The following is a 24902-nucleotide window of genomic DNA, read 5'->3' as shown; positions in this document are numbered from 1 at the left end:
TTAAGTGGAGAGCTATTTTTGATTTTTTGACGGGATGCGGTGAGATAAGCCCGCATTTCTTTAACATCTATAAAGCTTCGCTCTATAGTCAAACAACGTAATCTTTCTTTAAATTCATTATATAAAAAAGGCAGTGTCCTTATGACTGCTAATGGTTATAAATATACCACTATTATAATACCCTTTCTATTAAATCCCAAACCCTTTGAATAGATTTTGCATCCTGATATTGATGTACCCTTCCCTTAATATTCCGACGCATTTTTTGGTACTGATTTTTATTTTTCAGCTCCTCCTCTATTTTCATTTGTAGTGATTTTTGAGTTATTGCCTTTGGCCCAGGCGTCCATTCTTCATATGGACTCAATAAAAAGCCACGATTTTCTTCATATTCTTTATAATCAACTGGTGTGAATATAATCGGCTTATCTAATAGTAGGTAATCAAAATATACTGACGAATAATCTGTAATTAATAAATCAGTGGCCCCCAGTACTTCATATAAATCTACACCCTTAGACGCTAGCATACTATCAGTTAATAAATGTACTCCAGATATATTCTCAATAATTTGACGTACTTTATACTCTTCTGCTGGATGTAACTTTACAATGATCTCACAATTTTTTTCTTGTAAAAATTTCTTAAACTCGCTAATATTGAATGTTTCAAAATCAAATAGGTTTTCCCAGCTTCTGTTTCCATCTTTCCTATGATTAGAAGTGGAACGATATGTAGGCATATAAAAAATAACATTTTTGCCTTGATCTGGTTTATCTAACACTTGAAATAAATTTTCTCTACTTTCTTTTTTAAACAATAAATCATTACGAGGCTGTCCTGTAACAACGTATTTATTAGGATCAATTTTAATACATTGATTCATTACTTTATTATAAAGATTTGAGTAAGATGTCGTATAATTCACTTGATCCCATATTTTAGAAAACCTATTCTTATTTACCTCACTGTTATCAACAAATCCCATCGCTTTCATAGGAAAACCATGCCATAAATCAATAATTATTTGTTGGGGATTAAACATTTTTTTATTTAGGAAATAATTCCCTTCTGTTATAACAACCACATCACTTGAAACTATCTTCTGAATGTATTCATCAGTCATTTCTTGCCGGATTAACTCTATTGTATGTTTATCTTTTACTTTCGATGGGATATTCTTATATAATGCGATTGTGTTTGAACCACTATTTGATGTATATACTAATGTTATTTTTTTCTTCTTTACAGCGCCAGATGAACTATATTCCTTTTTTTGAGGTTCTAGATGTAATTCATTTACAATCCATTCATTATCCTCCTTAATTAAATCTACATAACATATTAAATTTTCACTAGCATCGTTACCTATATGAATAGATTTTATTAATTCTAATTTAACAGTAGCTTTATTCTGATTATGTTCCATTGCAATTACTTGTGGATAACATACATTAAAATTCCCACTTTTTTTTGTAACTAGCTGTAATTCATTTTGATTTTTTAACAATGATAAAAACATTTTTGAAACCGAAGTATTTCGATTCTCTTCTTCAAATGGCGATATCCCTATATCCAAATACATTTCCATCACCGTTATCACAGTATCCAAAATATAATCTTTTACTTTCGTCTCCATTTGTTTGCGGTATTGCTGTTTATAATTTTTTACACCTTTTAATTCTGAATCCCGATAAATATGGTATGCAGGGAAATGACTGTCTACAAATAATCTAATTCCTAACGCAGCTGCTCTAATAGATAGATGTCGGTCTTCTCCCCACATAGTTACATTTTTGATTTTTGAAAAATTAACCCCTTTTTCAAGGGCTGACCTACTAAATAGTGTACAAGCTCCCAATCCTCCAACTTCATATACCCCTGGCTTTTTTAACATATTTAAAAATTCAAGTGTACGCCTTTGGATTTCTTTTTCTTCTAACACTTCTTCTCTATGATGTTCATACAATGTATAATGATCATAGAGCCATACTTGGGGCAACTCCACATTATTTTTCTCCCATTTTGTCCAAAATATTTCTGCCACAATATCTTTATTTAATTGAACTAAATGTTGTAAAGTCTTGGGATGTAAAACTAAATCCGAATCAACGAAAAATAAGTAATCATACTCTTCTTCTAACATCTTATCTATTATTTTATTTTTGTATTTTGCTACTTTCCATATTAAATCTTCATTCCAATAGTGACTATTTTCATCACGTTGATATGTTTGTAAATTTTTCTCTTCAAGCACCAAAACATTTTCTTTTTCTAGTGCAAACTTTTCAAGTAATGCACTAGAATTAGATTCCTCATTATCATCTATGAAGTAATAACTAACTTCTAATTCATCAGTTTCTAATTCTTGTAATGACATTAAAAACTCTTTTAATATGTTTTCCTTTTGATTTATTGGACTTCCAATAAGTATTCTTTTCTTCATAATTTTTCTCCTTGTAGCAAAATATAACTTTCATTTTTTTGCTATGTAACCATATTATTTTTTATTTGGGTAGTTGATATCCCTGGTGTTCTAGGTAGATATATAACTTGACAGTGGCTTTTCAAATAATCAAAACTTCCTTTCCAATCTTCTCCTATAACAAAAATATCAATATCATATTTTAATACATCCTGAACTTTTTGTTCCCAACTTTCTTCAGGTATAATCTGATCTACATATCTAATTGCTTGTAAAATTTCTTTTCGACTTTTGTATTTATAGCATGAATTTTTATTTTTTATCTTATTAAATTCATCTGTAGATAATCCGACTATCAAATGGTCTCCTAACTCTTTCGCTCTTTTTAATAAATTAACATGACCTATGTGCAATAAATCAAACGTACCATAAGTAAGAACTCTTTTCATTTTTATTTTCAAACCTCTTTCTCTAAATATACAAAGAAAAGATAAAAAAGACTATTTACTCATAAAATTTTAGCTCTACTGTTCCCCCTGAATCCTTCCAATAAAGAAGGATTCAACCTGATAGGACAATGATAATTAGAGAGCCTATTTTTATGTTATATTTCTTTTTACAGCTGCTCTCAATTATAGTTTTAAATAGATAGTATTAGATTCTTTCTCAACCAGTTACTATTTGAAAACATTTTAAGTCCTTTCATCATAATTCCTTCTCTATCTTCCTCCATTAACTCAATGGCATATTTATAAAAGCGGAAATCCTTACTATATTTATCAACTGCTTCTACTGCAATACGATACGCCTCTTCAGTATTATTATTTTTAATTAACCATTCAATTATATTTACATAGCCTTGCTCTGTTATATCTTTCTCATCCGCTAATTGATAAAAATCAATTGCGATATCCTCGTATTCATTTGTATAAAATACGTCTGCAATTTTCGCATCACTATTTTTCTTAAGAAAATGTTTATATGAAATCAATTTCTCTACGAAATCTGGTTTATTATAGCGACAAGCTCTATCCAACAATACTAGATACTCTTCTTCTTTTATTTCTTGAATCGCTTTGGGTTCTTCAAATAAAAACTCAAATACGTGAGAAAAATTCGAATGCCTCATAACATCTTTTATACGTTTATCTTTTGTAATTTCATACAAAATACATAAATCAGCTAGATCAAACACTCCATTTTGAATTCCCAGTAATAAATCTTCTGTTTCAAAAATAATAATTGCATCCTTCATAGTAGTAATCATATCTACTTTTATCTGTATTATATTTATTAAATTCCCTTTTCCATCTTCCATATCATCTGCCAATAGAGTCGCCAACTCTACATACCCTAAATGCAATAAACATTTCATAATTTCTATACGTATTATATTCGTCTTAATTAAATTTTGATTATTAATAAATTCATACACTTCTTGTGGTCTATAGTATTTACATAGCATATGTACAATTTTTGTAGCAATTCTAACTGATAAAGAGTTTTCATTTAATGCCTGTATATAGTGATTAATTGCTTCTCCTTCATTATTTTCAATTTCATAAATTTGTCCAAGTCGTTCGTGTGGTAAAAATGTTTTTCGATCAAAATGATAGATTATATCTGTATATATTTCGTTGTTTACTAGAATATTTTGATAAATCTCTTTTGCATCATCGTAACGTTTTTGTAAAAAATAAATTTCTCCTTTCCAAAATGTAAAATCTGGAGCCAAGGGCCACAACTCCTCTGTATCACCTACAATTTCTAACGCTTCTTCAAAACGTTTTAGCATAACTAAACATTCTATAATATAAAATAAACATGTACGCACCCAACCTTCATCAACACTTTTTTTACATGTATACGCTTTAATAAAATGATTTAGGGCTTCTTCTTGCTTGTTTAACCTTCGAAGCTCTTGTCCGTAATTAAAATAAGAGAAAGCTATATTATCCTCTTTATTCATTTCTTTTTCTATAATTTGTATATTACGATTTTCTTTATTTTGTTTTACCACTACATTTAATAAATATCCATAATGATAGACTTTAAGAGATGATAAAGATACTCTTAGCTCTCCTTCTGCAGCTTCCAATTGTTCATGAATAGCACGCTTATAACAAATCGTGCCATCATTTATATATATTCTTGGCATTTGATTAACAGTTGTATTTTCTCCTAACGTCCCTGAAAAACTAGTAATTTCCACTAAATACATATTAAATTTATTTTGGTGGGATTTTATTTCATTTATAGCTTCTTTGAAATTATCAGGGTCGACACACTCATCAGCATCAATTGCAACAATCCATTCCCCATTTGCTTTAGATGCCGCAAAATTACGTGCCTCAGAAAAATCATTCGTCCACTCAAAATCATATACTTTATCTGTAAATTGTTTTGCAATTTCTTTTGTTGAATCTGTTGATCCTGTATCAACAACAATAATCTCCTCTACTACCATTCTCAGAGACTCTAAACATTTCCTTAACATTTCTTCTTCATTTTTTACAATTAAACAAGCTGATAGAAAAGGCTTCATTATAATTTTTCTCCTTTATTTATACTAAATGTATAACCTTTAATCATTATATTACCATTTTACTATTTTTTTAACGCTTTTTTTAAAAATGATTTAATATTTATATAAAAATATTCGAAAATGCGATTTTAAACACCCAATTATCGATGTGTCGAGAATATAATTAACAGAAAAATACATTTTAAAAATTTGAAGTCAAACCATCTTTTATTCAGAAATTAGAAAAATATCGCTACTATATATATTTATTTAGCTATAATACACTTTTTTCTATCTCTATCTTTATAACAAAAATATAATCTCACCCTCATTCAGCAAATATAATTTTTTCTTACACGTTTACTTTCATTTTTTCAGCTTTGTTACAATTACATATACGTCACCAGTTACTATATTTATTATCCAAAGAATATCACTTCTATATGTCCTTTTTTAAACTGTGTCGTTGTTACTTGCTGACCATACTTCTTTACTGAATATAGACTTTCTTATTAATTTTTATTTTAGATATTAATATATACTGTTCCATCCGCTACCACTAATAAGTTCCCATATAATTGTCATATCTTTCACCACTTCTGCTGTAGCTAACTCTTTTCCTTTTAAAGCTACAACCAATAGAATTTTACAATATTACCGGTTACAACGTCAGTTAGTTTAATTGTATCCATCGCCTCTTTTTCATTACTTGCTACTGTTTAATATTAGACCTAACCATATTACTAAGGCATTGCCTTCTGTAAAGAATTTAGTGATATATTTTTAATACCTTAGATAACAACTAAAATTACTGTTTGATCGAGTATTATTGGCTTTTCATTCTTTTTCATCACAGCCGATTTTCAAATTCTCCTTCTCCCTCATTACAGAGATATAACATATACTCTAATCAGGTCATATCATATTCTGTTTATAACATGTAAAAGGACTTGAACGATTAATAGCAATTTTTCGTCCCTCTTAATTTGCACAATAAAAACGTAGCTGTTTTTCTACCTTATTACAGAAGTGAAATATGATGAAGAGAATAATATTATTCATTTTAATAACTATTTCATCTCAAAATACACGAACATAACCTTTGTCCTTTTTTAAGAAACAATTTCTAATTACTCACTCCGTAATTCCACTAAATAATTTAGATACTTGTTCTAGTTTGGTAAATATATAAGAACAGCATTGTTTAATCCCTTTTCAGCTTTGGCCCTGAATACAAATATTTCATCTCTTAACCTTTTAGAAAAAGTCTATACATTCACCTTTTGGTTAGTACCTTTCATATTAGCTATTATATACAAATACTTAAGGGTAGATACTTTTTTTACAGCACATACAAAATAAAAGGGAAATACATATAAACTATGTATCTCCCTTTTATTTTGTACCCAAATTTTATTACTGTGTTACGGTCATAACTTGTCCACTACGATCAACCATTATTTTCATTTTACCGTCTTGTGCATTATATAGCCCTAGTTTATGTAATTCCATTTTACAATCTTGTACGAAAGTTGGTAATTTACGAATTTGATCGATATCAGAACTTGTAATGAAATGAATTAAAAGCTGCGTCATGCCTTTAATATCTTGTACAAGCTCTTCTTTCTCTCGTTTTAGCCTTTCATTTTCTAGTTGTAACGACTGCAATTCACCTTCTAAGCTACGTGTATTCTTTGCTTCTCTAGAACGCCCTGCTGCCATGCTAGAAAGCTTATAAATACCTTCCATAAACTGATGTAGTTCGTCTTCTTTCCTTTCACTACATTGATTAATTGTTTCAAAGTTATCAACGATACCAGATATAACTGTTACAAGATTTTTTTCATCCTCTTTATGCTGGATTTCTTCTTTTAATTCGTACTCATTTTTTTGTTTTCTTGCAACAATCGTCTCTTTTACTGGTATATATTTTCGCTTTCGTCCTGGTTTTTGCTTTTCAATATTTTCAAACGGTATTTCACGTTTTTTCAATTTATAATACGTATTTTGCAATTGACTTTCTGTTTTTGGAAAAAGATTTAGTTCATTTTTACTTACGTATTTTGAAATATTTAAAATGTTTAAACCGTGACGTTGACAAAATTGATACACTTCATACAATAGCTCTAGTTCAGACTTCAGCCATGTAATTGCTGATTTTTCATATGCTCGCATCCCGCCATTTTTTTCTATATCTATTTGAAATAATACTATTCTATTATGTAAATCAACTAATTCTTCATACTTTACTTGGAATTCTTTTTCTATTTTTTTAAATTCCACCTCTAGTTGCATATCGTTCATTTTATTATTTGACATGTTTTGTAAAAGACCTAATACATTAATTGCTGTGTGGTGATACATAATCTGTGCCACTCCCCCTCATCCTTTCACAATTCTCATCTGACTCCCATGTCTTTTAAGAAAATAGCAATTTTTACATATCCATATTATAACAGTTCAAAATTATCTGTCAAATAATAAACATACAAAAATGTATAGAAAGTATAAAAAATTGGAAAATGTTTTTATTAATATGCAAAATTGCATATTAATTACATTTAATTATATTATATGGTATTTTGAATGTTTTTTCACCGAAAAAATTTGCGTTACCACGAAATATTAATAAAATAACCATTGAAAATGCGTTTGCTTATATTTTTAAATCAAAAATCTTCAAATGAAGAATTTTCATACATACAGCACCAAACACCCCAGAAACCTTTCATTTTTCTGCCAGCTTAAAGTATAGAATACTAAAAAGGAATTAGCCATATGTAGCATTGGCTAATTCCTTCCTCTCTCTAACAGAATAGAGTTATAAACCCAGTCTTCAAATCCTCAATCAAAGTCTTACTTCTTCTTACATAAAACTACTTCATACCTCTGAACTCACATCGCATGGGACTCTATTAAGCACTGACCGCTCAACACTTGACTAGAGCTTCTATTCTGGCTAAAAAGAAGCTTTTAAAGTACTAACTTATCAACTAAACCAATTAACTCTTGAATATCTGGCTTACTTACTTGAGCATTTGCTCCTACAGCTTCACCTTTATGGAATAATTCATTTGTAATTAATGAAGAGAAAATAATGACTGGTAAACGATTCATTACTTCACTATCCTTAACCACTTTCGTTAAATGATGTCCATCCATTTTTGGCATTTCAATATCCGTAATTAGCAGGTGAATATGTTCAAACATTTTTTCACCTTGCTCTTTCGCTAATTTTTCAATTTGTGCTAACGCTTCTGCACCATTGCTGAAGAAGTTCATTTTCGTATATCCAGCTGATGATAATGTTTCTTCTAATATTTGGCGAAGCATCGCTGAATCTTCTGCAATATAAATTACTTTTTCAGCTCGATCTGTTTTTTGTTCTAACCCTGCAATTGATTTATTGTCATAACCAGTGCCGCTAATTTCACATACAATTTTTTCATAATCTAATAGTAAGATGATTTTGCCATCTAGTTTTACAATACCAGATGTCGTTTCTTCTAGTCCCATAGATAATGAAGCTGGTTCATCAATTTGTTCCCACGAAATACGTTGAATACGATGCACTTCATCAACGCGGAAAATAACTTTCATTTGGTTTAATTCTGAGATGATAAATTTCGTTTGATCAAGTGGCTTTGTTGACTTTAAATTAAGAGCCATTGCCAAGTTAATAACAGGTAAAATTTCACCACGTACTTGAACAACACCTTCAACTGCATGATGAGATTCTGGCACAGTTGTAACAGGGAATGGATTAATGATTTCACGTACTTTCATTACATTAATACTAAATAGGTTTTCACCAACAGTGTACGTAACAATCTCTAATTCATTTGTTCCGCTTTCTAATAAAATACTTTGTGCTTGTGACATAAAGGTGTCGCTCCCCTTCCATTAATTCCGTATATCTAATTATTAAGCTTTATAAAAGAGAAAAAGTCAACTACCTATATAAAAAATATAGATAGTCGATCGATTCATTTTATTAAAAAACAATTAATCTTGTATAAAAGAAGCAAGTGCTTCTAATAACACTTCTTGCGCCCCTACAATTTCTGTCGGCATTGCTTCCCATTTTTTCGAAAGCTCTGTCTCTACTCTTATTCTCAGCTCAGAATTCATTTCTGCTAGCACATATTCTTTCGTTGCTATATCAACATCAAGTAGCGCGAGTGCATATAGTTCCGGGTCATTTATTTTTTTAAATAATCGTTTTAATACCACTGGTGCTATATGTTTTAATTTTTCAATATGAATTTCCTTATCCGAAAATAGTAACTCATATTGAATAAACGTAACATTTTCTTTAATCACTTTAAAATAGCAATTATTTTTTTTATCGTTTACAAAATAACCGTTTGGATCTGCGATAATACTTTCTACTTTACGAATTAAATCTGGCAAACTATTCGCCGCCATTACAGTTCGCTGCTCAACCTCACTCGGCGAAATGAATGTAACGCGATACTTATTTTGCGCCATCCTCCTCACCTCTCCTTTTATAGAAATTCAGTCTAATTGTATACTACAACTACCTTAAATTAACTTAAAACTCTTTTATATTACCACTTCTTACACTACCATACTACTCTAGTAACTCTACATATCTCTGGTCTTACACATCGGTCGGGACTCTATTAGGCACTAACCGCTCCAAAACATCGCCAGGTCCTCTCTCAAAACCTAAAAAGTGCTTTTAAGAACCTTTCAATAACTCTATGTTATTAAACCAAAACGCTATTTGCTGATCCGTAATATTTGGCAACATAACAAAAAACTCACGACACTTCATCTCATCCTTAAACAGTTGATACTTCCAAACGCTATCGCTACCAACACTTATGAAATAAAACTCATGGATACGGCCAATGATTGCTTGTTTTTCACCAAATGAATACGGAGGCACTTGCTTAATTTCAAATTGATCTGGTAAATATACATGCTCTTCTCGTTCTATTTTTAATACTTGCTCGGCAAGTTCACGTTTATTTTCGAAAAAAGGCAATTGTAAAATTCGCTCTTGTCTTGTCATACGAATAAAAAACCCTTTCTACTCCATTACATTTTTTCCTTACGATATATTATCGAATTAAGTTTACAACTTCATTTAATACTTCATCTGAAACTTTAATTACTTTCGCATTTCCTTGGAATCCGCGTTGGTATAACATTAAGTCAACGAATTCTACAGATAAATCTACGTTTGCACCTTCTTGTGCACCACCACGTACTTTACCTGCACCGTTTTGACCAGATGCACCAAGAGCTAAAATACCTGTTGTATTCGTTGCTGTATAGTTACCATTACCTGTTTTCATTAGTCCGCCTTCGTTCGGGAACATCGCAACAGCTAATTGACCTGCAGATTTCATACTTCCATCAGAATATTTTACCATCACATATCCACCATCAGCAATGAAGCAATCTTTAACCGTCGCTGCTGCTCTACCATCTACGTCTGTTACTGATAATGTTTTATCTGTTGGATGATTTGTTAAATGACTTAAGTCTAATTTTATAGAGCCGCCATCAAATGGAATATTGGCTCCTTGCTCTTTCGGATTTGGATTTCCAACAGCATCAAATGTCATATTACCACCTGCACCTGGAACATCTTTAAACTCTGTTTCTTTTTTCGAGTCATTGCGCATTTGTACTTTATATGTATAGTTATGTTCACTCGTTTGTTTAAACTCTACACGCATTGTCCATGTATTCCCCGCATTATCATATACAGGTAAATCTTGTGTAATTTGTTTTTCACCAGTTGGAATATTCCCTTTAATTGTCCCTTTCGATGTTCGAATACCACCAATTGCTGTTCCCATTGGAATTTGCAACGGTCCTGGAATTCCAGATAAATCAACTTCACCAGTTGCCTCATTTGCAGGGTAGGCAAATACGTATTGACCTTCAGTATTCGTAATATAGTAATCTGAAGATATCCCAAACGTACCTTTACGAGTAAATTCCATATTTCCGCCTTTTGAATCACCTACAACGAAGAAACCATTACCTTCCATTGCGGCTTGTGTTTTGCCACCTGTTAACGTAATTGTACCATCACTATAATCCGTAACAGTACCACTCATTTTCACACCGTTACCAATACTTTTCGGATTCGTTCCTGCGTATTTACCGTCACCTTTTGCACCAATCGAATTGTTATATAGTAAATCATCAAACATTGCTTTTTGTTTTTTATAACCTACTGTTTGTGCATTGGCAATATTATTTGAAGTTACACTTAATGCATTTTGTGTTGCATTCATCCCTGTAATACTTGTATATAACGCTTTAATCATAACGTATGGACACTCCTTATAAATTTGTAGTTTTTACTTCTTCAGTTACTTTTTGATCGTCTTTCTTTGCGTCTTCTGGGTTCGTTTCCCCAATCGGTTTATCAGACACTCTCTCAACGAAACGAAGAGAGACAACTTTATTATTAATAACGAGCTGTACATCGTTATTTTCCGCAAGACGAACCGTTTCTACTTGACCGGTTACTTTGTTTCCGTCACCGTCAACACCTCTTACGTATTTCCCTAAAAACTTCATTCCACCATCAAGTGCTGTTGAATACATCGTTGATTGCAGCTTATCTACTGCTTTCGTCATATTCTGTACTTGTTCCATAAGAGATAACTGCGCTGTCTGATTCATCATTTGATTCATATCCATCGCATTAAATGGATCTTGATGTTGGAAACTTGATAAAAACAATTTTAAGAAATCATCTTTCCCCATTACCCCAGGAGTCTTTTGTGCTCCTGCTGAAACTCCATTACTTTGTTGCACTGGCGATTGTACACCATTAACAGGTACATTACTTTTTTGCGCTCCTGTTTGTAACGGAATATGATTTGTACTCGTTGTATTTAATCCAACTGTTGGCACGCTTTATTCCTCCAATAATCCCGCAAATTCTGTTGATTGTTGTTTTTCATGATTTGTATTTGCTAATTTCTGTTTTTGCCTTTGCTCTTGTTCTCGCTGTTCTTTACGATTTTCATCTTTATCTGAATAGCTAATTTGAATATTGATTTCTTTTTCTTTTAACTTTAATCTCAATTCATCAAAAATGATTTCAACACGTTTTTTCGCATCGTGTTTTTCCATTTCTACGTGAACGTCAATTTGATCTCCGTGTTTTTTCATAAACACTGTTAATGTACCAAGTTTTTCTGGATTTAACTGGAATAAAACACGTTCTTGTTTCACTACAAATTTTTGCAACGCTTCTACTTGCGCTTCCATTTTCTTTCCTAAGTCAGGTAATGAAACTTTCTCAGCACCACTATTTGATTTCCCTACTTGTTCGGTACTCGTCGTTTTATTTAATAATTCTGCACCTGCAGAGCTCGAATCGTTTAATGCATCAACCTCAGGCAACTCTACCTTTGTATCATCGCTCTCAAGTTTCGGAAGATCTACGTCTTTAAACTCTTCTTGTTCCTTTGCAATATTACAAGTTTCTGTTTCTACAGCCTTCAATGCTTGCATCGCTTGCTCTGGCATCTTCATTTTGTCTAATACCATTTGCATTGTATCTTCTAAACATATAGCATTTTTGATATTCATATTTGAAAGAAGTTCTTGTAATTGTTGTAATTCAGCTGCAGGTAATTCATTAAGTTTAATATTGCCATATTCTTTATATAGCTCTTGTATTTTTTGTATGTATTGATATAACAATTCCGGCTGCACATGTAATTGCTCAATTGCAACCATTTGCTCAGATACAGCTAATAACAACTGTTCTGTCTCTTTTTTTTCTTCTTTCTTTACAATAGGTTCTTCTTCCGTTACCGATTTTTTAGAAAGAATATAATCTTTTCTCTCTTCTTTTGGTGCTTCTTCTCGTTTCGTTTTCTCCGTTTGCGGCTGTTTTTTATTTTCCATTCTCATCGTACGATCGAATGAAGAATCTTCATTTTTTGATTGTACTTCTAGCCCTTTTTCTTTTTGCGGAGGTAAACTTTGTTGCACCGGTAATACAGACTGTATCACTACATTCACCTCATCCATTCATACACATTTTCAAATCCAGAAGCATTTTTTCTTCCAGCTTTTCTTGTGCTTTCGCAAGCTTTTTGCAATCTTCTTGATACATCTCATCAATGACACGTTCTTTTTCTTTTACTTGCTCTAAAAGACTTTCATTTTTTTGAATAAAACCTTCCGTTTTTTTAATTTTCCGATTCCATTCTTCTATTCTTTCAGGTGAAAACGTATGTGAAGAAAGCATACCAGCCATAATACGTTGCCCAGTTTGTACGACTTTACTACGCGATTTCACAACATATAAATCATATTCTTTTTTTTGTTCTATTTTTCTTTTTTCAGCTGTTAATTCATACACTTCTTTTAAAATATGTTCTTTTTCTTGATTTATTTGCAATTTTATTGTGTCGTACTGCTGTTTATCCACCTGTTTTCATAACCCCTTTCTATTATAACGTTCTCTTTTTCTATTATATAGTTTTTTTCCAAAAAAATCTGTGAAATATTAAAAAACAAAAAAATAAGACCTCTTATGCAGAGGCCTTATACTATATGCTGTATCGCTTCAACGATATCATCAAATTGGAAACTATCCGATCGACCTTGCTTTAAAAATGTATTTATGCCTTCTACTTTATTTTTACATTCAAAAATATAAGCATTTTCTTCATTTTCTTGAATCGTTCCTAGCTTAAAATACAATTCATTTTCTTTATAAATTGATAAAATCTTTCTCATTTCATTTGCAAGTTGCCAATGATGTGGCGAAACAATTTCTTCCATAATCCTACTTACTGAATCTAATACTGAAATTGCAGGATAATGACTAAGCGTTGCAAGCTCACGCTTTAATACGATATGTCCATCTAAAATACCACGTGCTAAATCTGGTACAGGACCATTTAAATCGTCCCCATCAACAAGCACCGTATAAATACCTGTTATAGATCCCTTTTGTGTTTTTCCGGAACGCTCTAACAACTTCTTCATATAACTTTCCATTAACAGTGTTTTACCACCAATCGGTAACTCTTTAACAGCAATATCAACACTTCTTCGTGCATCGGCAAAACGAGTAACAGAGTCCATCATAAGTAATACGTTATTGCCTTGATCACGGAAGTATTCAGCAATAGACGTTGCAAGTTTCGCTGCACGAAGTTGCATAAGGTGACTTTCATCTGACGTCGCTACAACAACGACGCTTTTTCGCATCCCTTCCTCGCCTAACTCTTTTCGAATAAAGTCTTTTACTTCCCGGCCACGTTCTCCTACTAAACTAATAACGTTTATATCAGCTTTTGCATTTTTTGCTATCATTCCAAGTAAAGTTGATTTACCAACACCTGACCCAGCAAAAATACCAATCTTTTGACCGATACCAATTGTTAGCATAGAATCAATTGATTTTATTCCTGTTTCAAATACATCGGTAATCTCTTCACGTTCAAATGCATGTATAGGCGGTGCATCTAGTTTTATTTTCTGTAATGGAATGTTTTCAGCTTCCTCATTTAACACTTCACCATTTGCACTTAACACTTTTCCGAGCAAGTGATTACCACGTGGTACAACAACATCTTCTGAAACTAGTGTCACTGAATCTCCATAACATACTTTTTCTGTCTGTTCAAATGGAAGTAGCATATTATTTTCTTTTTCAATAGCAATCACTTCACATAAGACGTTATGTTCTCCAACGAAGCAAACATCTCCGATCTTCGCTTTCGGCCCTTTTGCTACGAAAAACTGTTCTTGTACACTATGAACTTTGCCTACTTTCGTATACAGCGGTGTTTCAATGAACTTATTCCATTTTTCGTTCTCATTCATTAACAGGCGGCTCATACATTTTGCTCCTCAAATAACTTCTCTTCTTCCCATTTCTGACGAAGTTTCGCAAATATAGGTGCAAATTTAAATTCAAAGAACTCTTTCTCTTCTTCCAGAACAAATTCACCAAACTGCAGGGAGAAATCATATTTCCATTCTACTAATTGTAGTAACCAATATTCTTTCGTATTCTCCTTCTCTTCTTGAATACGTTCAAACGTTTCTGGATGTACTGTAATGATTAATTTTTCAAACGAAGTTGGCAATGTTTGCACGATGCCAGTTAAAATAGGTAGCACATCAAGCAATCGTGAATCTACCGCTTGATTCACGATTTTTTCTGCTAAATGAAATGATTGATCCCATCATAACTCTGTCCATTCATATGCTATTTCTTGTTGTTCTTTTTGAAACTGCACACGCGCTGCTTCCATCTGTTCCATTTGTTCATGAATATGCATTTGAAATTGTTCTTTATCTTGTAATAACTGCTGACGCTCTCGTTCTAGCATTTGCTGCTCTTGCCTTAGCTGATTCATTTCCATATGTAATGATTCTTGCTGGGCGCGAAGCTCTGCATGATCTGCTTGTAATTCTTCCTCTTCTATTTGGACTGAAGCTGGTTTTGGAAATTGTAATTCATACGTTTCTTCAGAAAAAGAAACAGAATTCTTCGGAATTCTGTTTTTAAATAAGGACATCCTCTTCACCTCTTTGAACGATAATTCTTCCTTCTTTCTCTAGCTTTTTCACTGTATCAGTGATCGTTTGCTGCGCTTTTTCAGCATCCGTCATCTTAAGCGGTCCTAAGCCATCTAATTCTTCTAGAATCATCTCTTTACGGTTTGAAGACATACATGTAAATAATTTCTCTTTAATTTCTTCTTTTGCAATTTTAAGTGCTTTCGCAAGAACACCGTTATCTGTAATTTCTTCTAATACACGGCGAAGCGCAAGATCTTCAAGACCAAGTAAGTCTTCAAAGACAAACATATTTTCTTTAATTTTCTCAGATAACTCATAATCGACTTCATCCAGTTTTTGAAAGACTGTTTTTTCAACACCTCGTGAAACATTATTTAAAATGTTTACGATTGTTTTCAAGCCATCAGTTTTATTAATTGCACTAAATGCCATATTATTTAATTTCGTTTTTAACAACTCACCAATTTGATTAATTAATTCACCATCAACTTGTTCTAGTTTCGCAATACCCATTACCGTTTCTACTCGCTTATGATCTGGCAATCTCTCAATTAATTGAGACGCAAGTTGCGGTTTAATATAAGAAGCGATAATTGCAATTGTTTGTGGTGACTCATCATTAAGCACTGTAAGAAGTGGTTCTAAATCTGTAAGTGAATTTAAGAATTCAAATGGATTATCTTTGTTATACCAAAGGTCTTCCAATAATTTTTCCAGTTCGTCTTCTGGCATGTTTTTAAATATACGACGAATATACTCTTTATCTGGAGTGACTAAGTTCAATTCTTTTACATTTAGTTCATATAAGAACTCTCCTAGTACATTCTCTAACGTTTCTGGTTTATATACACGAAACTTCGCAATTTCACGAAGTAATACTTCTTTTTCCTCAGCTGTCATATATTCAATGACTTTTGCTGCCACCCCTTCGTCTAATGTACGAATGAGGATGGCAGCTTTTTCTTTGGAGGAGATTTCATCTAACATCGTTGTTCCTCCCTTACTGTCCGTTTAACCATTTTTTAATTACTTTTGCAGTACCTTCTACATGTTCTTTCGTAGCATCCTGCACTTGTTCATCTAACGTTGGTTCTTTCGGTTCTTCTGGTTCAGGTTTTGGCTCTGGCACTATTTTTTCTTCAGGAATTTCCAAGATACTTTCATTACTTGCAGCAATTTCATCTTCTGCTAAGTATTCTTCATATTCCTCTTCTTCTTTCTTTCTCTTACGTCTTGCTAATAAGAACCATACTAGACCACCGATTGCTAATAAGCCAGCTGTAATTCCACCGAATAACCACCAGTTCATACCACTTTTTTCTGGCTCTTTCTCTTTTTCAGCTTTCGGCTGATCGAACTGAACAGTTACAACGTTAACTTGACCATTTATAAAGTTACCGTTCGGATCAGCTTGAAGTCCTGCCGCTGTTCCAATTGCTTCTTTGAAAGTAGTCATATCAATTCTTCGTTTTACTAACGTATCATTATCTACCCATACAACAACATTTGTTTTCGTTAATTCTGGGTGTTTCTTAATTGTTTCAACTGTTTTATCTATTTCATAGTTTTCGATTTTGTTGCCATTTTTATTATCGTAGACAACTTTACCATTTTGATTATTGTTCGTACCGTAGTTTGGCACTTCACCGTTCGCTGTAATACCAGCCAGCACCTTGCTTCGTATCTGCCCCTTCTTGCGCAGTAGAGCTTTCCTCTTGCTCTTGTTTACTACGAAGTACACCTTTATCACCATACTTCTCTGACTGACGTGTAACTTCATCGTAGTTTACAGATACTTTCGTATTCACTTTATATTCATTCGGTTTAAACATCGTCATTAACGTTGCATCAATATCTTGCTTTAATTTACCTTCAAGTTGGTGCTGCATCTCTACTTCTTTCTCATAAGAAGAGGAACTACTAGAATGTGCTTCATCTGCTCCTTTTGAGATAACACCTTTTTTACTATCAATAACACTTACTTCTTCTGCTTTCACACCAGGAACCGCTGCACTAATCATTTGCTGTATACCTGCAACTTGATCAGCTGTTAACAATTGTCCACGTTTCACTCCAACCGTAATCGCCGCTGTTCCTTTCGCTTTTTCTTCATCAAAAATTGTCTCTTTTTCAGGCAATGTAATTTGAACATTTGCCGTTTCAACTGTCGCAAAGTTTCTTACAATATCTTGTTCCAATTGCTTCTTCGTACCGACAATTTGCTTCATTTTTTTATCTTGTTCACTTGAACCGAGAGAGCTTTCTAATAAAATTTCTTCACCGCTTTTCGAATTAAACGGTAAGCCCATCCCATTCATTTCTTTTCGAACCCATGGAGCATCATTCTTTTGCACACGAATTGAACCATCGGCCGCTAATTGGTAATCGACACCTAACTTCGATAATTCTGCTGTAATCTCTTGTTTATCTGTATCATTTAAATTTTGATATACAACAACATATTTATCTGGCAAGGTGAAATATAAAAGTGCTCCTGTTACAATCGCTAAAAGCGCAGCACCGATTACTAACTTATGCCACGTTTTTAACGATTGGATAACATTTTTCATCTTTTCCATTTAAACACACCCGTCCACTTTCCTAAATTTGCATATTAATTAGTGACTTATAATTTTCAATAAGATTATCACGTACGAGAGCAGCCGTTTTCATTTGAGACTCAGCTTTCTTTTGCTGAATTAAAACGTCATGTGTTTCTCCTACCCCTTTAGTTAGTAAATCATATACTGCTGTTTGTGCATTGTTTTGTGTTTGATTCATATCTTCCAATAAATCAATAAACTTTTTCCCCTCAACTACAGATGTTTGAGAAGTTTTCGGTGCACCAATTGACTGAATTGCTCCAAATGGTTGTGTATGTAACATTGGTTGAATTTTCATATTACTATCTTCCCCCTTATCCTCGGCCGATTTCTAAATCTTTATCAAGCATTTTTTTATTCGCATTTAATACACTCGTATTCGCTTCATACATTTTTTGAGCAACCATTACATTCGTCATTTCAGCAGTTACATCAATATTTGGATAACGTACATATCCTTCTTCATTTGCGTGCGGATGCGTCGGATCATACACTAAATTTTCCGTTTTGTCTGCTTCAATACTTTTTATTTTTACTCCATTAGTAGGAGCCCCATCTAACATACTTGCAAAACTATTGTTTGATTCTAACACCACACTACGACGCTCATATAAATCTGCCCCCGGAGCCGCCGTCGTATTTGCATTTACAATATTGTTAGAAGTAACTTCCATCCACTTTCTCGCTGTCGTTAGCCCTGAGCCACTTGCATTAATTGCCTGAAACATCCGTTGTCTCTCCTTCTACTTTTAACGTCCGCGTGCCGCTTGGTTAATTGCATATTGTGTATTAATTGCGTTAATTGAAATACCGTATAACTGATTTGCTTTCATTAAATCTAGCATTTCTGTCGTTACATCCACACTATTTCCGTCTTTATTCGTTTGCATTGATTTTGTTTGAATCTTTGCATATGTATTTTTCGTATTTACTGTCGGTAAGTGCATTTCATTCGTTTGATATAAATCTGGATTGCTCTGTAAATCAGCCGCATTATTTTTATATAACGCACTACTTTTATTCATCTGCTCAGCAAATGTTACATCTTGTGCTTTATAGCCAGGTGTATTCGCATTTGCAATATTACTAGAAACAGTATTTCGTTTCGTCACTAAATAATTCATATAATGGCTTACATCACTCACTAAATCTGGCATATTCCACACCCTTCCTTTTCTAACGTAATGATCCACTGATAGAAGTTTCACTTTATTATTCATTTTCTTATATGCGTTTATTAAAATATTTACTATTATGTACCCTTACATATTTTATTCCATTTTTTCATTGTTGTCTTTAGAAAAATACAAAAATATAAAAAAGAATGCAAAAAACTGTATACACATAGTAATCTATAGAACATTTCAATATATAAACTATAAACTAAAGTCCATTTTTCTATTATTTAGATTACTATTATTTTTTCATCACAGTCATAAAATGAAACCTCAATCAGCGGAGTTCTTTATGTAAACGAAGGAATAGACCCCCTTTTAAAAGGGGAATCTGTTTCCAGACGTTATTATTAATATTTACCGTAAAATGAATTAGCCTTCATTCGCCCATCATTTGCCATTATCATTTCTTCCAAAATCTTTTGCTTATCTCGAATGTGCTGAGCTGCCTTAATAATGAACGGGCTTACTTCTGCTGCAACTTGCGCACGCGTTTCTTCATCCAATGTCATCATCCAGCGATTTAACATCTCACTCTTCTCAGCAAACTCTCTGTCTGACACTTGCAATTCACCGATTTCATTAAAACAGCTGACAAACGTCCGATAAATATCATTGTTCATTTTCAAGTGCTCCACGGTAACCGTCTATTAAATCTTGTAACACTTTCACAATTGCATCAATATCTTTCGCTTCACGCGTTACTTTCATCGTTTGAATTTGAATGCTAATCCAATCGTATAACCCATAGAGACTATCATATAAATCTTTCGTAATCTCAGGATTTAATTGAAGCTTTAGTTCTTCAAAAATACGTTCTAATTTTTCAAGAAGTGCGTCCCCTTCTTGTAGTTTAAAAGTATGTAAAATCTCTTCTAAATTACGGAACTCTACAATACATCTTTCATAAATAAAAATTGTATTTTTAATCGGATTACTCGTCATAATATCATTTTGCATATAACGTTGCCATGCTTGCATACGATCACTTCCTCAACTTTCATTAATCATCACTTTTTTGTTTTGTCATTGCTTTAATTGTTTTTAATTGGTTATCCAGTGCGGCTAGCGTGCTTTCTAACTTAGAATATTTATCAATAATAGTTATTTGTTTCTCTTTATTTACTTTGTCAATATCTCTTATTTTATCATCCAAATCTTTTACTTGCTTTTCAATACTTTTTGAGCGTTTTCCTATAACTCCTTCATCTCCAAAGATTCCATTTAATTTTTTCTCCATATCATGGCCTAAACCAGTAAAACCAAAGAAAAATTGCTTCACTGTTTCTTGATCCTCTTTAAAAGCATTTTTTAATTTCTCTTCATCTAGAGTCATATTCCCACTTTTGTCCACTTGAATTCCGAAATCATTTAAAAACTTTCCATCTTGTGAATATCTAAATATATTTGTCATTGTATTACTAATTGAAAATGCAATACTACTTCCTTGTACAGCTCCATTTTCACCAGCAAATAAATCTAAAGTTGAAACAGCTTTATTATATTCATCCTTCATTTTTTTGATTAAATCAATGGAGTCTTTTATATTTGAATCCTCAACAGTAATCTTGATAGGTTCTGTAGTTACTTTTTCTAAATTAATTATTAAACCTGGAATCGTATCAATTTTATTAGATACACTCGAATCTTTAATCCCATTTATCGTATATTCAGCATTTGTAGCTGCTGTTATTTCATGGGCAACCGTAAATACCTTGTTATTATCCTTATCTATAGATGACTTCACTAAGCCTATTTCTTCTAAAAAACCTTCTTTGCCATCTACTAAATTTATTGCTCCTTTTTCCCCAGCTGTAGTAGATGTAAAGAACAATTGTCCCCCCAATGAATATACAGACACGCCATAATTTCCATTATTAATTTTATTTACTAACTCTTTATAAGTCATGTCCTTTGAAACTTTAACTTCTTTACCATTAATACCAAACGTAACATCTTTTTCAATTTTTGCATCTAAGTCTATTTTATCAACTGGTTTTGTTGTAATTTGATGGCGTTCCGCAATTTTTTCGACTGTAACAGTATATGTTCCAGCAATCGCTGCTGCATCTGCCTGTGCAGTAACAAACCCCTCTTTGGTTAGAGTTGTTTTCTTTTCATTACCTTTAAATTCATTTAAATCTTTAAAAACTTGCAAAAAGTTTCCAAATTCTTTTTTCATACTTGCATATACATTTCGTTCAGTTGTTAGCAACTGTTTTTGGTTATTATACGGTGTCTTCTTCATTTCCAAAGTTTGCAATTCTAATTCTACAAGTTTTGAGGTATCAATCATATTATTACCAAGGTTCCAAATCTGTTGTCTATCACCAATACCCGTTAAAGTCCCTGCCATATTTCCCACTCCTTATTTTTTACATGTAATCTAAAATGCTCGTTTTACTCATCGTACTAACTGCCTTAAGTGTCGCCTCATACGTCGCATTTATATAAGCTAAATCGGAAATCGCTACCGCTAAATCAACATCTTCAATTTCTTTACGATTTTCTTGAAGCGCTAAATTTTGTTCACTTAAAATCGTCTTAAACGTATCAATAGTATTCATCGTTGAACCGACTTCCGTCGTACGATTAATAACATTGTCTAAGTTTTTCTTATTCCCCTCCAATAACGGTTTCAACGTGTTTTGATCACCACTTTGCATAGCATCTTTCATCTTTACTAACGTTTGAATTACAGGAGTTAATAAATCCTCACTTTTACGAAAAGCTTTAATTTCATAACCATCGTTCAGCTTCCACATTACATCATTTCCGCCACCTTGGTATGTCCCCTCATCTGTAAACGGGGGCTTTTCTGCACTGTCCCCACCAAAAATGTAACGTCCTTGTTCTTTTGTATTTGCTAAATACACAACTTGTTTTACCAGTTGGTCTAACTCTGCTCCAATTGCTTTCAACTCTTTTTCACTATTCGTTCCATTTAATGCTTGTATAGTTAATTGATCCACCCTCGTTAAAGATTTCACAATACCCTGCAATGTGTTTTCTGTTTGACTTAGCACATTTCTAGAGTCCGCTATATCTTTTTGCATTTGTTCAATATTCGCCAATGAATGTTGAATCGCAAATGATTTACTCGCTGCAAGTGGATCTTCACTCATAAGAAGATTTTTCTTCCCTGAAGTTACTTGGTTTCTATGGTATTGTTGTTGCACATTCAAATCCATTAACTGATTCTTTGCCCAGTTTGCATTTTGAAATGTAGATACTCTCATTTCTATCTCCTCCTTATATATTTCCAATCAATTATTATCACTTATCGAATAATCGAAAATAGACTATCAAACACTTCATTCATCGTAGTAATAGCTTTAGAGTTTGCGACGAAATATTTTTGGAAGGCCATTAAATTTACCATTTCCTCTTCCATATTTACACCTTCAACGCTCATTTTTTCTTGTTGAATACCTTCTAGTAAGTCGCCATGAATTTTTTGATAACCATTTACTGCACTTTTATCAGATGCAACACGAACTATAAATTGGTCTAATGCTTGTTTATAAGAAAGACCTTCTTTATAATCGTCATCTGTAACTGCTGCTAGTTTATTTGCTGTTTCAGCAGACATTTTCATTTTCGAAACATCTTTTTGGAATTCTGGATTTAACTTCATATCCTTCGCATAATCTCCAACGAAGAAATCTTTTCCCATCACTGTATTCACTTGATTTTTCATCGAACTCATTAAGTCTTCGAGATTTTTTTTATATTCAACAATCTTCGCTTTCGTATCAATCGCTGATTTTATCGCCCCGCTAGTTACAGAGATCTCTGAACCGTAAATCTCAACTGACATTGGATCTTTTTCTTTATTTAATTGAAGTGGATATGTATCTTGTCCATTTACTGTTAAAATACCATTCATTCTAACACTCGCGATATTAGGATTCATAGATTCATAAGATACTTCGATGTTTGCATACTTAGACATCTCTGTAACGATGCGATCTCGTTCGTCTAAAAGTTGATTCGGCACTTGTGTACCCGCTTGTCCAATTTTATGATTCGCTTCTGCTAAACTAGCAGCAAGACGATTAAATTCATTAACATGCGCTTCAATATCTTCTGCTGTCTGTGCTTCCACTGTATCTAAGTTTTTCGCAAGACGATTCACTTGACTTGTGAACTTCCCCGTTTCAGAAATTAATGTATCGTAGTAGTTTGGTTGCTCTGGATTTTTTGCTACTTCACGAAAGGCATTAAAGAAACCGTCCATTAAACTAGATAATGAATTCTTCCCTGTCGTTCCAACCATAGACTCTACACGGGATAAAGTCGAATTCATGTAGTTATAGTAAGAGAGCTGAGATAATTGATCATTAAACTGCTTCGTTTTTACCTCATCAGTAATACGGTCAACACCTAGCGTTTGTACACCGTAACCAATTCTCTGTTCTGGCGTATGACCATTGCTTGCTCCAACAGATCCGTAATTCACCATTTGACGCACATAACCCGGTGTATGAATGTTAGACAAGTTTTGTTTCGTTGTTTGTAACCCCATTTGAGCCGCTAACATACCCGATAGCGGTGTATTATAATCAGATAATCTCATAAAGCTTCACTTCTCCTTTACAATAGTTCGTTCATAAAGATTTGCGAATTATTGTTTCGCTCTAAGTTGTATTCAGAAACAGAATCCACAATACTTTCTGTAGTTTTTAATAGTACGTTTAAGTAATATTGATTTTTCAAAAGAATCATTTTTACATTCTCTTCTAATTCAGTTACATTTTTTTGTAATTCTTTCATTTTTTCAATTTCTTCTTGAGAAAAATACGAAAATAACGCACTGACACGAAACGATTCAACTCCTTGTTCTTTACAGAACTGAACAACCATTTCTTCAAATGAGCTTGATAACCCTTTTAAACCATCAATGTACTGCAATTGCTCTACTTGCAACTTTTGAACTGCATTTACATTTTTATTTTTTAAATTCTCATATATTTGCTCTCCAAGCGCTTGAATATTTTCATACGCTTTTTGAATAATAACGAGTTTTTCATATAATTGTATGTACATATAGCTTCCTTCCTTTTACAAGACTAAATTCACAATTAAACCATGGATTTCTCCAATTTGATTTAACATTTCTAAATGTCCTGTTTTCGTATTAATTAGATTCATCACATCTTCTAATTCATTCAATCCCATTTCTGCCTGTTTCACAATCGTCATTTTCTGTGAATATCCGTAACGTGGGTGACGAGACATGACATCTTTATACTGCAATACATTATCAACGTAGAAATTCAAAAATGATTTTACTGTGTTTTTGTATTCCATTACATTATCAAGCGTTAATTCCATTTCAATTTTCTCTTTAATTTCTCCAATATTATCGACAAACGCTTCCATTTGTTCTAGTAATTTATCTTTTTTCGGATCTGCATGCAAATTATCCGAAAATGCAAGTCCTGTCCTGACATTTGCTTCTTTCGGCATTTGAGTAGCAGGCGGTATATGCGATAAAATTGGATTATGCGAGATAGAACGTAGCATATATATCACCTATTTATTTTTTTATTTCTTCCTAAACTTAATCGTAAAATCCAGTTATTTATAATTATACTCTGAACAGTAATATTTTGCAG

23 protein-coding genes and 2 pseudogenes are annotated in these 24902 nt (G+C 32.7%); all 25 read right to left on the bottom strand.

Features of this window, described 5'->3' with window-relative positions:
* Positions 1-172: 172 nt before the first annotated feature.
* Positions 173-2446: a CDP-glycerol glycerophosphotransferase family protein gene (locus tag MHH55_RS02640; protein ID WP_063264172.1), complete on the bottom strand. Its 2274-nt coding sequence runs from the start codon at positions 2444-2446 to the stop codon at positions 173-175.
* Positions 2447-2487: 41 nt separating this feature from the next.
* A complete protein-coding gene (gene tagD / locus MHH55_RS02635) occupies positions 2488-2874 on the bottom strand; it encodes a glycerol-3-phosphate cytidylyltransferase (RefSeq protein ID WP_063264171.1) in 387 nt (128 codons plus the stop codon).
* A 191-nt stretch (positions 2875-3065) separates the two neighbouring features.
* On the bottom strand, positions 3066-4970 hold the full coding sequence (locus tag MHH55_RS02630; protein ID WP_074619170.1) for a tetratricopeptide repeat-containing glycosyltransferase family 2 protein: 1905 nt from the start codon (positions 4968-4970) through the stop codon (positions 3066-3068).
* 1395 nt (positions 4971-6365) lie between these two features.
* Positions 6366-7313: a DNA-binding domain-containing protein gene (locus MHH55_RS02625; RefSeq protein ID WP_061113509.1), complete on the bottom strand. Its 948-nt coding sequence runs from the start codon at positions 7311-7313 to the stop codon at positions 6366-6368.
* Between the two features lie 609 nt (positions 7314-7922).
* Entirely contained in the window at positions 7923-8831 is a 909-nt protein-coding gene (locus tag MHH55_RS02620) for a chemotaxis protein (RefSeq protein ID WP_000075943.1), read from the bottom strand.
* A 123-nt stretch (positions 8832-8954) separates the two neighbouring features.
* Positions 8955-9440 (bottom strand): hypothetical protein, encoded by a 486-nt coding sequence (locus tag MHH55_RS02615; RefSeq protein ID WP_000068304.1) that lies wholly within the window; start codon positions 9438-9440, stop codon positions 8955-8957.
* Positions 9441-9654: 214 nt separating this feature from the next.
* A complete protein-coding gene (locus MHH55_RS02610) occupies positions 9655-9990 on the bottom strand; it encodes a DUF3964 family protein (protein ID WP_000198166.1) in 336 nt (111 codons plus the stop codon).
* A gap of 49 nt (positions 9991-10039) precedes the next feature.
* Positions 10040-11263 (bottom strand): flagellar hook protein FlgE, encoded by a 1224-nt coding sequence (locus tag MHH55_RS02605; protein WP_000588320.1) that lies wholly within the window; start codon positions 11261-11263, stop codon positions 10040-10042.
* 16 nt (positions 11264-11279) lie between these two features.
* Positions 11280-11858: a flagellar hook assembly protein FlgD gene (locus MHH55_RS02600; RefSeq protein WP_078187116.1), complete on the bottom strand. Its 579-nt coding sequence runs from the start codon at positions 11856-11858 to the stop codon at positions 11280-11282.
* A gap of 3 nt (positions 11859-11861) precedes the next feature.
* Positions 11862-12971, bottom strand: a complete 1110-nt coding sequence (locus tag MHH55_RS02595) for a flagellar hook-length control protein FliK (RefSeq protein WP_139362482.1) — start codon at positions 12969-12971, stop codon at positions 11862-11864.
* A 10-nt stretch (positions 12972-12981) separates the two neighbouring features.
* Positions 12982-13392: a hypothetical protein gene (locus MHH55_RS02590; protein ID WP_000360855.1), complete on the bottom strand. Its 411-nt coding sequence runs from the start codon at positions 13390-13392 to the stop codon at positions 12982-12984.
* Positions 13393-13508: 116 nt separating this feature from the next.
* Positions 13509-14813: a flagellar protein export ATPase FliI gene (gene fliI, locus MHH55_RS02585; RefSeq protein WP_000088693.1), complete on the bottom strand. Its 1305-nt coding sequence runs from the start codon at positions 14811-14813 to the stop codon at positions 13509-13511.
* Positions 14810-15499, bottom strand: a pseudogene (locus tag MHH55_RS02580) (FliH/SctL family protein). The gene fliI and the pseudogene MHH55_RS02580 overlap by 4 nt, the downstream one beginning before the upstream one ends.
* Positions 15486-16490 carry a flagellar motor switch protein FliG gene (gene fliG / locus MHH55_RS02575; protein WP_078187118.1) on the bottom strand — a complete coding sequence of 335 codons (1005 nt, stop codon included), beginning with the start codon at positions 16488-16490 and terminating at the stop codon, positions 15486-15488. The pseudogene MHH55_RS02580 and the gene fliG overlap by 14 nt, the downstream one beginning before the upstream one ends.
* Before the next feature lie 13 nt (positions 16491-16503).
* A pseudogene (gene fliF / locus MHH55_RS02570) lies at positions 16504-18082 on the bottom strand (flagellar basal-body MS-ring/collar protein FliF).
* A gap of 22 nt (positions 18083-18104) precedes the next feature.
* Positions 18105-18404 carry a flagellar hook-basal body complex protein FliE gene (gene fliE / locus MHH55_RS02565; RefSeq protein ID WP_000701672.1) on the bottom strand — a complete coding sequence of 100 codons (300 nt, stop codon included), beginning with the start codon at positions 18402-18404 and terminating at the stop codon, positions 18105-18107.
* 16 nt (positions 18405-18420) lie between these two features.
* Positions 18421-18834: a flagellar basal body rod protein FlgC gene (gene flgC, locus MHH55_RS02560; RefSeq protein ID WP_000484680.1), complete on the bottom strand. Its 414-nt coding sequence runs from the start codon at positions 18832-18834 to the stop codon at positions 18421-18423.
* A 21-nt stretch (positions 18835-18855) separates the two neighbouring features.
* Positions 18856-19326 (bottom strand): flagellar basal body rod protein FlgB, encoded by a 471-nt coding sequence (gene flgB, locus MHH55_RS02555; protein ID WP_139362483.1) that lies wholly within the window; start codon positions 19324-19326, stop codon positions 18856-18858.
* Between the two features lie 305 nt (positions 19327-19631).
* A complete protein-coding gene (locus tag MHH55_RS02550; protein WP_139362393.1) occupies positions 19632-19904 on the bottom strand; it encodes a flagellar biosynthesis protein FlgG in 273 nt (90 codons plus the stop codon).
* Entirely contained in the window at positions 19894-20262 is a 369-nt protein-coding gene (locus MHH55_RS02545; protein WP_048558875.1) for a flagellar export chaperone FliS, read from the bottom strand. The genes MHH55_RS02550 and MHH55_RS02545 overlap by 11 nt, the downstream gene beginning before the upstream one ends.
* Positions 20263-20284: 22 nt before the next feature.
* On the bottom strand, positions 20285-21637 hold the full coding sequence (locus MHH55_RS02540) for a flagellar hook-associated protein 2 (RefSeq protein WP_061113514.1): 1353 nt from the start codon (positions 21635-21637) through the stop codon (positions 20285-20287).
* Positions 21638-21656: 19 nt separating this feature from the next.
* Positions 21657-22520 (bottom strand): flagellar hook-associated protein 3, encoded by an 864-nt coding sequence (locus tag MHH55_RS02535; protein WP_074619167.1) that lies wholly within the window; start codon positions 22518-22520, stop codon positions 21657-21659.
* Between the two features lie 41 nt (positions 22521-22561).
* Positions 22562-23860, bottom strand: a complete 1299-nt coding sequence (gene flgK, locus MHH55_RS02530; protein WP_001239715.1) for a flagellar hook-associated protein FlgK — start codon at positions 23858-23860, stop codon at positions 22562-22564.
* A gap of 17 nt (positions 23861-23877) precedes the next feature.
* On the bottom strand, positions 23878-24330 hold the full coding sequence (locus tag MHH55_RS02525; protein WP_000275879.1) for a hypothetical protein: 453 nt from the start codon (positions 24328-24330) through the stop codon (positions 23878-23880).
* Between the two features lie 15 nt (positions 24331-24345).
* Positions 24346-24810 (bottom strand): YaaR family protein, encoded by a 465-nt coding sequence (locus MHH55_RS02520; protein ID WP_000946323.1) that lies wholly within the window; start codon positions 24808-24810, stop codon positions 24346-24348.
* Positions 24811-24902: the final 92 nt, after the last annotated feature.

This window comes from Bacillus sp. FSL K6-2944, from assembly GCF_038005385.1.
GTDB lineage: Bacteria > Bacillota > Bacilli > Bacillales > Bacillaceae_G > Bacillus_A > Bacillus_A cereus.
Note: the sequence above shows the minus strand (reverse complement) of the source record. Positions and strands in the feature narration are given on the sequence as shown.